The organism is Methanobrevibacter sp. UBA412, from assembly GCA_002495685.1.
Lineage (GTDB): Archaea > Methanobacteriota > Methanobacteria > Methanobacteriales > Methanobacteriaceae > Methanobrevibacter_A > Methanobrevibacter_A acididurans.
In genome coordinates this window covers 88,655-102,764 of the sequence record DAGJ01000007.1, presented here as the reverse complement: position 1 = coordinate 102,764, position 14,110 = coordinate 88,655, and the positions used below count along the sequence as shown (strand labels likewise).

The following is a 14,110-nucleotide window of genomic DNA, read 5'->3' as shown; positions in this document are numbered from 1 at the left end:
GAAAATAATTTTTTTATTAATATAATTATAATTTATTAATGTTAAAAATTTATTATTAATTAAATATTAGTTGTTATGCTTATTAAAAATATTTAATAAAAATATGAATTCAAAATAAATAATACTATAATAAAAACTTTCTTAATCCTTTAATATATTTATAAGATAAAAAATAATAATAAATATATTAAATACTGATTTTTATTTATAATAATAAAATATTAAAAATTAAATTTATCCATAAAGGTGAAATTAAAAAATGATTATTGATGGAACAACAAATATTATTGGAGTTATTGGAGATCCTATAGAACACAGTTTTAGTCCAATAATAAATAATGCTGCATTTGAATATTTAAACTTAAATTATGTTTATTTACCTTTTCACGTATTAAGTGAAAATCTTGGATCTGCTATTGGAGGAGCTAACAAATTAAATATCAAAGGTTTAAATGTAACTATACCTCATAAAAAAAATGTACTTGTAACTTTAAACCACTTAGACCCGATAGCTAAAGAAATTGGAGCAGTTAACACTATAAAATTCGAGAATAATGAAGCTATTGGTTACAATACAGATGGAATAGGATGTTTACATGCCCTAGAAAACAAAACAAGTGTAACAAATAAAGACATACTTGTAGTTGGTGCTGGTGGAGCAAGCAGAGCAATATGTTACCAATTAGCACATTCAGGTATAAACTCATTAACAGTGATAAATCGGGATTTAGCTAAAGCAGAAGAATTAACAAGCAATATTAAAAATACTGGAATACTATCAGATTTAAACTATGACAATATGGATAATTTAATACTTCAAGCACAACAAACAGATATCTTAATAAACACAACACCCCTTGGAATGAAAGGATATCCTGACCAAAACCCTATATTACATGCTGATGAAATACCTGAAGACATAATTGTAAATGATATAGTCTACAATCCAATTGAAACAAACTTAATTAAAGAAGCAAAAGAAGCAGGAGCAAAAACAGTAAACGGTGTAAAAATGTTAATTTACCAAGCTGCAGAAGCAATAAAAATATGGACTGGTAAAGAAGCACCAAAAGATATTATGGAAAATAAATTAAGAGAAATTTTAACCACAAAAATAGAAGAAAAGAAAATATAAATCCCAATATTATTCTTTCTTTTTAAATTCTAAAAATTATGACATCCACCAACAAAAAAGAAGTATTGAAACTTTTAAAAATTATAGGAGTAGATACTCGCTTTATCAGTTACACACCTGAAATTATCTACATAAATAATTTACGTTTCAGTAAATTCAGTAGAAAACGAGAGCAAACTTTCAATAAATATTATCCTGAAATAAAAATATTAAGAAGTAGTTTACTTCAAAAAATTTGTAATCATGCAAGTAAAATTTTATCCCACCAACTAAAACCAAAAGACACTGTTTTACTTCCAGAAATTAAAGATTCAACTGATGAATTAATAATAATTATACTGGAACCTTATAGTAGAAAATACGGAATAAATTTCGTTGAATACAAGGATAAAGATAATTTTAAAATAAATAAAAAAATTAGTAGTTTAACCTTAAATATTGAAGCATATAATATATTATCCGATATCTTCACAGGTGAAGGTATTAATTTCAAAAGACATAACAATAATGAAAATGTTCCAATTATTTATCCTTTTATTAATGTTTCTAATGAATGGATAAACAGCTTTTTAGATAACAATAATAAAACAGATTATCCTGCAAGAACTTATGGAAAATTAAGTTTAAGCTTTATGGATTTCATATCAGAAATCATACCTCAATATAAAGAAAATATTCTTAAATCTAAAAAATTTATTGAAAAAAATCATTAAAAAAAGGGAAAAAGATTTTAAAAAGGATAATTTTAAAAACTAAATAAACTAGTTTGTCCCTTATCTAACTTTTCAGATTCTTTTTCTTTTTTAGGTTTTTTAGACTTTTTAGGTTTAGATTCTTTCTCTTCTGGTTTAAAATTTTCTTTTTCAGGATTTTCATTACTAATTACATTAGAATCATCATCAGATTTAGAATCCTTAACTTTTTCTTCTGCATTTTCTTTTACTTTATTTAAAGTTTTTTTAGTAGATTCCCGATAAATTCCTGTTTTTATATTCTTATTAAGTTCTTCACGTTCTAAACGTTTAGCTTCATTAATTTCTTTTTCCATTTTCTTAATGACTTTTTTTGGAATTTTTCTTTTACGGAAGCGTTTAATCTCATCATCTTCTAATTCTAAAAAGCTACTGATTTCATAAGCCATTTCATCATTTTGGAAAATAATTTCAAATGAAGGAAACATAGTATATGCTACTTCTAATGAAACGTGCATTTTATTTTCCATTTTTTCAGCAATACGATCACGTAAAGCTCGTTTACCCCGTGTTTGACCCATTAAACGAAAAGCTTGAGCTCCTGTTAATCTTGTAAATTTACGATAAGTTTCTTTTTTACTTAAAGCAACACCTGGCCCCATAAAATCAGATGCATATCTCCAGTAAGTATAATCCCTTGTAGCTCTTGCTCTTCCAAAGTACAAATCAGCTTTAGCAATATTTTCATATGCATTTTTTATTTCAGATGGTTTTTCATATTCATGGGGAATATTTTCTGCAATATATTCCATTACAAGAGTAGGATCTTCATCAATCATCATATCTGGTTTAATATGATTAACTGTTCTACTTTTAAGAACTGTACGTACAGTGTCAAAAATATTATTAGTGTTATCTTTTTGTGAAATATTATCTAAATTTGATAATTCAAATTTTTCACCGTCTTCACTTGCAGCTTGTAAAGTATTGATTGCTGCACGCATATCTCCATTACTGTTTTTAGCTAAAACTTTTATAGCTTCAGGATCAAAATCTATTCCTTCTTTTCTGCAGATTTTTTTTAATGCAGCACCTACAGAGTTAGTGTGAACTTTAGTCATTTTAATTACAAGACATTTAGTTTTAATAGTGGTTAATCGTTTACTATAAAAATCATTAGCCATCATAATCATAGGTTGTTTAGATTCTTTAATAATTTTATTAATAGCACGTGATCCTCCACGATCATCATTACCATTAATACCATCTACTTCATCTAAGATAAGAAGTTTATATGATTCACCAAAAAGAGAATGTGTACTAGAGGATTCTCCAATAGTACTCATTAATATATCATAAGATCTTTTATCGCTGGCATTTAATTCTATATGTTCAGAGAATTCTTTAGCTATTATATAAGCTAAAGATGTTTTACCTATACCTGCAGGTCCAACTAAAAGTAATGGTTTTTGAGGATTACCTTTTTTCCACTCATTAACCCAATGTTCTATTTGTTTTTTACTTTTACCATTACCTAATAATTCTTTAAAGGTTTGTGGTCGGTATTTATCTGTCCATAACATGTTATGTAAAGTCCTTTTAATATTTTAATTCATATTTATAAGAATTTAGCGAGTAACGCTTCTAATTGTATTCTAGGATTGGCCCCTTCACGTATACGGAAATCTGTATCAGCAATACCTTCAATTAAATCCATATACACTTTACCTTCCATTTTATCATCCATAACACGTCTACTAACTTCTTGATAGATTTGATTAATCATATCTTCACCACTAGTACCATGTAAAACCATTGTTTCACGTAAAATATTCCTAGCACCCATAAAATCACCAGTAAGGGCTTTTGTAACTAAATTATTAATATCTTCAGGTCTAGCTTTACTTACAACATCATATACTGCATTTTCAGAAATAACTTCCCCTTCAGAAGCTGCAGATTGTAACATATTAACAGATTTACGCATATCCCCTTCAGCAAAATAAACAATTGTTTTGATAGCTTCTTCATCAAATTCAAAACCCTCAGAGCTTGCAATATATTCCAATCGTTTATTAATATCTTCACCTTTAAGTGGTGCGAATCTGAAAATAGCACAACGAGATTGGATAGGGTCTATGATTTTACTTGAATAATTACAACTTAAAATGAAACTAGCAGTCTTAGTATACATTTCCATTTCACGACGAAGAGCATGTTGAGCATCTTTAGTCATATTATCAACTTCATCAAGGAAAATTATACGAAATGGAGCACCAACAGGTTTTAAACGGCAAAAGTTTTTAATATTATTTCGTACAGTATCAATTCCTCTAGCATCAGAAGCATTTAACTCTAAAAAATTTTGTTTCCAATAATCTCCAAGAACAGCTTTAGCTAAACTTAAAGCAGTAGTTGTTTTACCAACACCTGCAGGGCCAGTAAACATAAGATTAGGCATACTTTCTTCATTAACATACTTTTCAAGTCTGTTTATAATTTGTGTTTGACCTACAATATCATCTAAACTTTGAGGTCTATATTTTTCTACCCATGGACCAATCATTTTATTAATCACCAATTATTTAATTCTTTAAAAAAATCATTTTAAATAATATTTATTAAAATAAGTTATCTAATACATTTATAAGATTTTCATATATAATAAAATTTATCATGAAAAAAAGTTTATTAAAAAGTGATTAAAACTGAAAACCCAGTACTTTCACTTAAATATTCAACTTTACCATCTATTTGACTAACTAAATTATTTATAATATTTATTCCTAAATTACTATCTGAAACTGGTGAAAAATCAGTTGGCGCTCCATGACCATTATCTTTAACAATAAGAACAACATTTTCAGAACCCTTTTTAAGAACAACTGAAAATACACCTTCATTACCTTTATCAAAAGCGTGTTGAATAGTATTAATACATAACTCATTTAAAATTAAACCTAACGGAATAACAATATTTAAAGGTAAAGTTATATTATCTAATTCAAAAACTGGACGGATTTTAGTATTATAATAAGAAAACAATGTTAAAACTGTTTGTCTAATATAAACAGAAGCATCAATAACACGATTAGAATCCAAATCATCATAAACTTGTTCATGCGCAAAAGCCATAGATTTAACACGATTATAAGTCTTACGAACAGTAGCTGAAGGATTATCTGGATTAAAATGCATTTCTAAATCGAATATACTTTGAATAATTTGAAGATTATTCTTAACACGATCATGAACCTCATTAATAAGAACATCCTTCTCATCCAAAATAAGTTCTAAATCATCAGCATATTCATTTTTCTCAGATAAAGCATTACGTAATTTATCTTCATAAACTTTTTGTTGAGTAACATCTTGAATAAAACCAATAACAACTTTACAATTACCATCATCATCATAAAATGCTTTATTAAGTTGAGCGATATACTTAATTTTACCATTAAAAGTTTTAACACGAACAGTTAATGAAATTTGAGGATTATCAGGATTTAACTTAGAAATTGCATCATCAAAAATACTACGATCCTCATCAAGAATCAAATCTAAATAAGTATTAATATTTTCATAATCATGTTTTGAAGGATCCATATCAAGAATATTAAAAATTTCAGTAGTCCATTGAATATTCTTAAAATTATATGAAGAAATAGCAATTTTTGCCATACCTTGAATAGTATTAAGATTTTTATGTAATCTTAATGCTTCAATTTCTTTTTTCTTAGATTTAGTAATATCTGTAATACTAATTTGAGCTACATCCTGATTTTCATATTTAGTAGGAACTGCAAAAACATGAAGATAACCATATTTACCATTTTTCAATGGGTATTTAACATCAAAAGTAGTATTTTTAATTCTATGACTAATAACTTCATCTAATAATTCTAACATATTTCCATATTCTTCATCAGTTAAAGAAATGACTTCAACATTTTTTAAAATCCAAGATAAAGGGTTAACTTGCATAAAATCTTCAATAGAATAACCTAAAATTTCAAAAAACTTATTATTAGTATGCAAAACCTCCCCTTTATAATTCATGATTAAAAACCCATCTTTAGAATTATAAAATAGTTTTTCATGTTCTTGTTTAAGTTTAGCATAATCTGTAATATCTTTACTATAAATTATTAAATAGTCATCTTCACGAACATAATAAATGTTTAAAGCAAACAATAAATTATTATCTTTATAAATTAAAACTATTGTGTTAATCCTACGATTTTCATTCCAAGCTCGCATTAAACAATCAAAAGAATTAAATTCCTTAACATTTGAAAATAAGTCTTTATAGGATCTTCCTATAATATTATCAGTTTTATCACCAAATTTAACAACTGGCCGATTTAAATATACATAAACAAAGTCTTCAGCACCATCCAAGGGTTCTAAAACACCAATACTGAAATCAATATTATTAGCAATGGGAGAGTGTTCTAATTCTTTAACATCATGAATTTTATCTGAAAAATGGTGATATTCTTTCAAATCTCTAAGAGTTACATTCTTTTTAGTATTATTATCCAAGTCAATATGTGTTAGCGTATACATTTTGCATCATTATTTAAATTCTTAATTAAATTATAATTATTAACATTAATATACTTTTTTAAAGTTAAAGATAATAACATATTCCCCATTATCAAATGTATTCTAAATAGTTTTATTAATTGTTTATAAAATTGAAATTTAATTTATAAGAATATATTGAAAGTATTTATATACTTATAAAATTAACTAATTATCATAAAAAAATTTAAGGAGTAAATAAATTGAAAGGAACATGGAAATTAAGAATCAGATTAACTTTAGCCATGATAGCATTATTTGCAATGGTATATATCATATTATTCTTAGTTTTAGGAATACTTGGTATAAACTTAGGAGTGAGTGCTTATGCCCTCATAGGGTTACTATTAATATTTATACAATACTTAATGGGACCTAAACTTGTTGAAATGAGTATGGGTGTTAAACATGTTACTCGTGAAGAAGCACCAAACATTTACCAAATGGTTGAAGAATTAGCACTAGCTGCAGATGTACCAATGCCAAAAATAGGTATTAGTGAAACAAACATACCAAATGCTTTTGCATATGGCCGAACTAGACGTAGTGGACATATTTGTGTAACAAGAGGAATTCTTGGAGTAGTTAACCGTGACGAATTAAAAGCAGTGCTTGGACACGAAATGGGACATTTAAAACATAATGATATGGTAATAACCACTCTTGTAAGTGCTATCCCTATGATATGTTATTATGTTGCATTAAGCACAATGTTCCAAGGAGACAATGACAATGGAGCAGGTATAATACTTGGTTTAATAGCAATGGTATGTTATGCTTTAGGACAATTAATCGTTTTATTTATCAGCCGGACACGTGAATATTATGCAGACCAAGCAAGTGTAGAATTTGGAAACCAACCACAATACCTTGCAAGCGCATTATACAAACTAGTATATGGTGCAGCACAATGTAACCCCCAAGAAATTAAAGATGTAGAAGGAAGTAAAGCATTTTTCTTAAATGATGTAAGTAATACACAAAGAGATATTTCAGAATTCTCACAAGTAGATTTCAACCGTGACGGAATCCTTGGAGCAGATGAACTAGAAAAATTACAAACCGAAAATGTTAAAATCAGCACTGGTAGCAAAATCATGGAACTATTCAGCACCCACCCAGACATGTTAAAAAGAGTAAAAAGATTAAGTGACATCCAAACAGGAAAAGAATAAAACAAAAACTTTAATTTATGGAGAAAAATTAAAAATTCTCCACATATAATATTTTTTCTAATTTTAAATAAAAATATTAAATTCAACTAGTAGAATTTTCAGTTAAATCATATTTAACTACACCATAAATTCTATCAAGAGTAACCCATTTATGTAAACCTTCCTCAACATAAAATAATCCCCCATCATTAATTAACTCTTTAGATTTATTATCACTTTGTAAATAAACATTAGCCCCATTAACTTCACCTACTCTTTTAACAATCAAACCATACTCAGTATCATTACAAACAACCACATCTCCAGTTTTAATTTCTTGAGTACGATTAATTATAATAATATCCCCACTATGCAAAGTTGGAGTCATGCTAGTACCCTTGACAGCTGAAACCAAAGGAAGAGATCCATCATTTAAATCTGAATCAATATTCACAGTAACAACATCATACCCATAAGTTTTTGCAATATCAGATACCCCTTGCTTGTAAGATTCCGTGCTAGCATACATATCTACTACTTGATTTGCAGTGAAATTTATAATTTCATTATCCATATTGGCTCTATTAGAATCTAAAAAGTTTAATGAAGAATCAGTTATAGATACTTGCTGACCATTAATTATTACATTAATATTAATATTAGAATCAGCATAAACACTAGCAAAACTAATACTTAAAAGTAATAAAAATAATATCAAAAAATAAATCTTTTTCAAAAAAATCATCTCCAAGCAACTTTTTTGATTAATAAGAAGAATTTAAATCATCAATATCCATTATATCCAAATTTAATAATTGTTTCATTGTTTCAATATCAATTTGACCAGGAGCTGTAACATCACTACTTACTGCAAATGTTATAGGTGCATTAAATTTAGTACTTATAACACGAGTATATGAACCAATATCCCCCATACTAATTGCTATGGTATCTTCACAATGACTTAAAATAGCTAGAACTGTTAAAGTATCCTCTAAATCATTTGGCATTAAAGCTACTTTAGCAATATTGCCTAAATTTTTTTCCTTAAAAACAATATTTAATAATTCATTTAAAGGTGGTGTTTTTTTAAAATCATGATAACTTATTATAGTTTTAACATTTGTTTCTGTTATTTGTTTAATTAAATTATCATTTGTTTGTAACTCAATATCTACAAATTCTGCAACATCAACTGTTTCAAGAAGAATATTTACACGTTGTTCTTCAGTACCTTTAAATAATCCACCTTCAGTTTTCACTCGATTTGTAGCTATTGTGGGAAAATTAATTTCTTCAATAATCTCACGTACAATTTGAGGTTTAGGATTATCCATACCATCTATTCTAAATTCTATTAAATCTGCTCCTTTTTGAATACAATATTGAGCTTCTTCAATTATTGATTTTTTATCTTTTTTAAAAATTGGTACAGCAATTTTTGTTTGAGAATACATACCTTACCTCATCTTTACCTAAATTTTATTATTAAATAAATATATTAAAATATGTATAAAAAAAGTTTCCTATTTAATTTTCGGACTCTGTCTAAAACTTAGTTAATTTTATTTTTTGTAATATAATAATTCATAATTTTTTTTAAAGTATATTATGTTGTTAATAATGAATTAAAAATAGTAAAGTTAATATATTAAGTGAAAGTAACACATTTATATGCCTAATAAAAAAATAAAACCTCCACATCCTATTAGAGAACCAATACAATTTAAACTTTACGATTTTTATGAAGAGTTTTCGGATTTTAGATCTGATGTGTCAAAAAAGTTGATTGGATGTCAAGACATGAGTCCTAATTTAATTCGTCTTGAAAAAAATGGTGAAATAATATTTAACAATAATATTGCTGTTTGTCCAGTGTGTGGGTCTAAACATAATATTAAAGGTGATAAAATAGAACGTGAATTGATTTTCATGGACTTAGGAACCCAAATTTGTAAAATTCAAAGATATAAATGCAGCAAATGCAATAACATATTTAATACTGATTTATCCTCTTTAGTTGAAGTTAATAAAAAAATTACTAAGCCTGTGATTGACTTTATCATTAAATCTTATAATATTAGTGGTGATAGTATTTGTAATGATAGTATCCGCAAAATCAGGTACATGTTAAAAGAAATCTATAACGTTGATATTTCTTATCAGAGTATTGAAAACATTTTAGTAGACTTTGAAAATGAATTAAAAGAGGATTTTTGACTTAAAAAGTAATATTATTGTATTCATTATGATTATTCTCTTTTAAGTTAAAAATGTGTTTATCAATTTTGAGTCTAATTACACTCACAATTAAAATCTTATTGTGACCGATTTAAAACATAGAAATCTTCAACCTTTCCAAAAATTAGTTTTTAAACATCAAATTTTTATGTGCCACACTAAACAAAAAATAAACAGAGACAAAAATGATTACTTAAAACAAACAACTTAACTTTTAATGATATTAAATATGTGAAAATTTTAAACAGAAAATTTTCAATATTATCAAATCTTTGGACCTAAAAACAACAAAAATAAAAAGAAAAAAGTTTCCTATTTAATTTTCATAGGATAAGTAAGTAATTAAAAAAATTTTAAAAAAAGTTGTGGAATAAATTTAATATAATAATTAAATTTATTCATTGGTTGCAGGTGGTGTGTAAACACGTGCAGCAAATTGTTGATCTAGTAAGTATAATCCATTGCCAGAATCCATTGCTAAATTAAGACTATTTAAATCATCATTAGCAGTTTCTTCTTCTTCAACTTGTTCATCTACAAACCATTGAAGGAATTGGTTTGTTGCAAAATCTTTTTGTTCTATAGCTAATGAAACTAAATCATTAATAAGTCCTGTTACTTTTTCTTCATGAGATACTACATTTTCAAGCACTGCAACAGGGTTTTCCCAATCTGTAGTTGGTTTTTCAATTGCTTCAATTTCTACTTTTCCACCTCTTCTTATGATGAAATCATAGAATTTCAATGCATGATCTAATTCTTCTTTAGCATTTACCATTTCAAGGTTTGCAAATCCAGGTAATCCTTTATCTTCAAGAAATGCAGACATAGCCATGTATAAATATGAGGAGTATAATTCTGCATTTACTTGTTTATTTAAAGCTTCTAATACTTTTTCATCTATCATTTTAATCATTTCCTCCAAAAATTATTTTTTTTATCTTTTTATGAACATCTTTTTACCAACACCACACATTGGACATGTCCAATCATCAGGTAAATCCTCAAAAGAAGTTCCTGGTGCTATACCATTATCAGGGTCACCGTCTTCTTCATTATAGACATATCCACATGTGCTGCAAATATATTTTGCCATAATCTTAAATCCTTTTAAATTATTTTAAATTTTATATTAATCTTCTTTTTCAAAGAATGATTTTTTTATTCCACATAAAGGACATTCCCATTCATCAGGTAAATCCTCAAAAGAAGTCCCAGGTTTTATATTAAAATGGGGATCTCCTTGTTCCGGCAAGTATTCATAATCGCATAGTTTACAGAAATATCTTGTCATTTCGTAATTTCATCTCAATAAACATTTTTTGGTATTAAAAATCATTTCACAATGAAATGTTTTTTTATTCTTCTACAAAAATTGATTTTTCAAGTCCACAAATTGGACATACCCAATCATCAGGTAAATCCTCAAAAGCTGTTCCTGGTGCTATACCATTATCTGGATCACCATTTTCTGGAACATATTCATATCCACATGCATCACAAATATATTTTACCATAGTTAAACATCTTCTATATTAAATTTTATTTAAATTTCCTTAAACATTCTCTTTGGAGCTCCACATGAAGGACATTTAAAACCTTCTGGTACATCTGCCCATAATGTTCCAGGTGCTATGTCTTTACGAGCTTCTCCTTTTTCTTCATCATATACATATCCACAGACTTTACATTTATATTGTGCCATATTTCTTATTCTCCTTTAAAATTAATTTTTATATAATATAATTAATAACAATTGAAATATTATTTTTCCACATATAAAAGTTTATTGTTTTATCCTTATAAAACATTTAATATTGAGTAAAACAAAAAAAATAAGCAAAAAAATAAAAAAATAAAAAAATAAATTATTTAGTTTTAATCATAAAGATTTGGTAAATCACAAACATCAGTACCTTCAGCGATTTTTTGATATATAAATCCAGCAAGAAGACCTCCAACTATAGGTCCAATTATGTAAATTGGGAAGTAATTCCAAAGATTTACACCACCAAGTAAAAAGTCAATGAGATATGGTCCGAAACCTCGTGCAGGATTAATACATCCTCCAGTAATTCCACCAAGAAGGAAAATAGCAGTTGCAATAGCCATACCTATAGCAAAACCTCCAACTGCAGGTTCTGCTTTTTTATCAACAGCCACACCCATAACAGTGAGAACTAAGAAGAAAGTACCTATAAATTCAACAAACATAGCTTGGAAGTAATTTATACCAGCAGCAGGTACAGTTGCACCTAAAGAACCAATAGTTATTGCTTGAGGTCCTAAGATAATATATAAACATATACTTGCAAGTACAGCACCTATACATTGAGCTATAATATACAATACTGAATCTTTACCTGAAATATTTTTACTTATCCATAAACCAAGTGTTACTGCAGGATTCATATGAGCCCCAGAAATCTTACCAAATATATAAATACTAACCATTCCAGCTAAACCAAATGCTAAACCAATAGCTAACCAATCGGCAAATCCTCCAAGAGTACCAATAGTTGCAGCAGGACTAACACTATGAGCAATAATAAGTGTCATTACTGCAGCACCTGTACCGAAGAAAACTAAGAAAAAAGTCCCTAAAGCTTCAGCAATCATCTTTTTTTCAATTCCACACTCCATAAAAAAATACCTCACTTAAAAAAAAATTAAAAATTTATATTAAATTTAAATACTTTCTCTCCATTGACAATAATCATGTCTAAAGTCAATTAAAGAAGCACTTGCACAATTCTTACATCCACGAACAGGACTTGCAGGATCTTCTTTATGTAAAGCAATTACATTAGTCATCATTGTAGCAGTTACAGGTTCACTTGTAAGTAAACATGGATAGTCTGCAAGTCTCATAAGACTACTGAATCTTACACTAATTGCACAGGAAGGATAAGTGTATCTTTGAGGATTCATAATAACTTCATTATCTTTAATACTAGATAAATCAACTATTTTTCCCCCAACAATAGGTTTAAGTTCTTCAGGTTCTGCACTTCTTGCTTTACGAGCTTTATCAAGATAACCATAACCCCGATAAATCATATCCATAAAGTCACAATTATGTAATTCAGAAGCTGCCCCCCGAGTAGGGAATTGTTGTACAAAATTATGATAACGTTTAGTTAATAAGTCAACAATCATTACAGCATTAAAACCATCTAATTCAAGCATATATTCTACAGCACATGCTGCAGAACCTGTAGCTAATGATAAAACTTCAAATTCAGATTTGAAATTATCAATATTACTGTTTAAAGAATCATCCATAACTTTTGTAGCTGCTTCAATAATTGCCATTACCACATCATCTTTACACATATTATATGTAGATTGACTAATATGATGAGCAATATCCCCTACACAATATGCAGGAACAGTTACAATATTACCATAATGAACATCATCATCCATTGCAGCTTTAACATACTTACGCATATCATCCTTATATCCATTCATATATTTACGTACATCAAAACTAGATTCACCTGCAGCAGCCATCAATTCACATTGAGCTTCAATAGGTGAAGAATATAACTTTTGGAATTGTTTAACTTCAGCTTCAGTTGCCTCAGCAGGTGTTGCCCCCGCTTCAATTTCTTGTGCAAATTTATCCCCTACACCATAAGAAGTATTCATACCCCAAGATTTACTTGCAAGAATGGCTTGTTTATGTGCTACTGGAATATCAGTTTTTTGTAGAATTTGATTTACAATATTACTAGTACTTCCCGGAATCAATGCAAAATCAACTACACAAGTTGGCCCATAAAATCCACCATATCTTCTTATAGATTCTTTTCCAACTATTGCTTCATGATCAGCAATAGACTGAACAAATTTATCCACACTTTCACTAAAGTCAGGATCTTCTTCTTTAACAATTTCTAAAACAGGAGGTGTTTGATAGTGTTCAACCATTGGATCATCTTCAGGGCGAACAGTATCAGTTAATTGATTCAACATCTTAAAATGAGTTTTAACACTATTTGTATGTAAATCAAAAACAGATTGTGCTTGCTCTCCAATTGGTTTCATATTAGATGCTGCATCCATATAGGGCTTTGCATCTTGAATTTTAAAATTTCCACCACGTTTTTCTTTGATTACAGAAACATCAGCCTTTTGAGCAGCCAATGCTTCATCAATCATTTTTTGGTATAATTCTTTCATCTTATATCACTTTTTTTATTAAATTTAACAATAAATTCAACTAAATATTTTAATTATATGCCTAAAATATTATTTATAAAAAATTAAATAAAGGAACATAATTAAAAACATGT

General features: G+C 27.8%; 16 protein-coding genes. 4 read left to right on the top strand and 12 right to left on the bottom strand.

The genetic code is table 11. From position 1 onward, the window contains the following. Positions 1-262: 262 nt before the first annotated feature. A complete protein-coding gene (aroE, locus tag BP997_RS02105; RefSeq protein ID WP_409199078.1) occupies positions 263-1,135 on the top strand; it encodes a shikimate dehydrogenase in 873 nt (290 codons plus the stop codon). A gap of 65 nt (positions 1,136-1,200) precedes the next feature. Next, on the top strand, positions 1,201-1,848 hold the full coding sequence (locus tag BP997_RS02100; protein ID WP_409198854.1) for an ATPase: 648 nt from the start codon (positions 1,201-1,203) through the stop codon (positions 1,846-1,848). Positions 1,849-1,880: 32 nt separating this feature from the next. On the opposite strand, the gene BP997_RS02095 is transcribed toward BP997_RS02100, so the two are convergent. The 3 genes from BP997_RS02095 to BP997_RS02085 all read right to left on the bottom strand — a co-directional run bounded on the left by BP997_RS02095 (position 1,881) and on the right by BP997_RS02085 (position 6,396). Further along, the gene (locus BP997_RS02095) at positions 1,881-3,410 is read right to left on the bottom strand and encodes a replication factor C large subunit (RefSeq protein WP_409198853.1); all 1,530 of its coding nucleotides are present in this window, start codon (positions 3,408-3,410) and stop codon (positions 1,881-1,883) included. 35 nt (positions 3,411-3,445) lie between these two features. Continuing rightward, positions 3,446-4,393 (bottom strand): replication factor C small subunit, encoded by a 948-nt coding sequence (locus BP997_RS02090; RefSeq protein WP_409198852.1) that lies wholly within the window; start codon positions 4,391-4,393, stop codon positions 3,446-3,448. 125 nt (positions 4,394-4,518) lie between these two features. Next, positions 4,519-6,396: a PAS domain-containing protein gene (locus BP997_RS02085; RefSeq protein ID WP_409198851.1), complete on the bottom strand. Its 1,878-nt coding sequence runs from the start codon at positions 6,394-6,396 to the stop codon at positions 4,519-4,521. Between the two features lie 221 nt (positions 6,397-6,617). Between BP997_RS02085 and BP997_RS02080 the strand changes: the two genes are divergently transcribed. Beyond that, positions 6,618-7,589 (top strand): zinc metalloprotease HtpX, encoded by a 972-nt coding sequence (locus BP997_RS02080; RefSeq protein ID WP_409198850.1) that lies wholly within the window; start codon positions 6,618-6,620, stop codon positions 7,587-7,589. A gap of 82 nt (positions 7,590-7,671) precedes the next feature. Here BP997_RS02080 and BP997_RS02075 read toward each other — a convergent pair whose 3' ends face one another. Together BP997_RS02075 and aroD are read right to left on the bottom strand one after the other, a co-directional pair. Beyond that, on the bottom strand, positions 7,672-8,304 hold the full coding sequence (locus tag BP997_RS02075) for a S24 family peptidase (protein ID WP_409198849.1): 633 nt from the start codon (positions 8,302-8,304) through the stop codon (positions 7,672-7,674). 28 nt (positions 8,305-8,332) lie between these two features. After that, positions 8,333-9,025, bottom strand: coding sequence for a type I 3-dehydroquinate dehydratase (gene aroD / locus BP997_RS02070; RefSeq protein ID WP_409198848.1), 693 nt, complete (start codon positions 9,023-9,025; stop codon positions 8,333-8,335). A gap of 217 nt (positions 9,026-9,242) precedes the next feature. Here aroD and BP997_RS02065 point away from each other — a divergent pair, with 217 nt between their 5' ends. Further along, positions 9,243-9,788 carry a DUF6431 domain-containing protein gene (locus tag BP997_RS02065; RefSeq protein WP_409198847.1) on the top strand — a complete coding sequence of 182 codons (546 nt, stop codon included), beginning with the start codon at positions 9,243-9,245 and terminating at the stop codon, positions 9,786-9,788. A 415-nt stretch (positions 9,789-10,203) separates the two neighbouring features. Here the strand turns inward: BP997_RS02065 and BP997_RS02060 are convergent, their stop codons facing one another. The 7 genes from BP997_RS02060 to BP997_RS02030 all read right to left on the bottom strand — a co-directional run bounded on the left by BP997_RS02060 (position 10,204) and on the right by BP997_RS02030 (position 13,997). Further along, positions 10,204-10,716 (bottom strand): ferritin, encoded by a 513-nt coding sequence (locus tag BP997_RS02060; RefSeq protein WP_413828744.1) that lies wholly within the window; start codon positions 10,714-10,716, stop codon positions 10,204-10,206. Between the two features lie 30 nt (positions 10,717-10,746). Continuing rightward, on the bottom strand, positions 10,747-10,905 hold the full coding sequence (rd, locus tag BP997_RS02055; RefSeq protein WP_409198845.1) for a rubredoxin: 159 nt from the start codon (positions 10,903-10,905) through the stop codon (positions 10,747-10,749). Positions 10,906-10,941: 36 nt separating this feature from the next. Beyond that, positions 10,942-11,103, bottom strand: coding sequence for a rubredoxin (locus tag BP997_RS02050; protein ID WP_409198844.1), 162 nt, complete (start codon positions 11,101-11,103; stop codon positions 10,942-10,944). Positions 11,104-11,167: 64 nt separating this feature from the next. Further along, positions 11,168-11,326: a rubredoxin gene (gene rd / locus BP997_RS02045; RefSeq protein ID WP_409198843.1), complete on the bottom strand. Its 159-nt coding sequence runs from the start codon at positions 11,324-11,326 to the stop codon at positions 11,168-11,170. A gap of 29 nt (positions 11,327-11,355) precedes the next feature. Then, positions 11,356-11,514 carry a rubredoxin gene (locus tag BP997_RS02040; RefSeq protein ID WP_409198842.1) on the bottom strand — a complete coding sequence of 53 codons (159 nt, stop codon included), beginning with the start codon at positions 11,512-11,514 and terminating at the stop codon, positions 11,356-11,358. Between the two features lie 173 nt (positions 11,515-11,687). After that, positions 11,688-12,452, bottom strand: coding sequence for an MIP/aquaporin family protein (locus BP997_RS02035; protein ID WP_409198841.1), 765 nt, complete (start codon positions 12,450-12,452; stop codon positions 11,688-11,690). Between the two features lie 45 nt (positions 12,453-12,497). Further along, positions 12,498-13,997 (bottom strand): DUF2193 domain-containing protein, encoded by a 1,500-nt coding sequence (locus tag BP997_RS02030; protein ID WP_409198840.1) that lies wholly within the window; start codon positions 13,995-13,997, stop codon positions 12,498-12,500. Between the last annotated feature and the right edge of the window lie 113 nt (positions 13,998-14,110).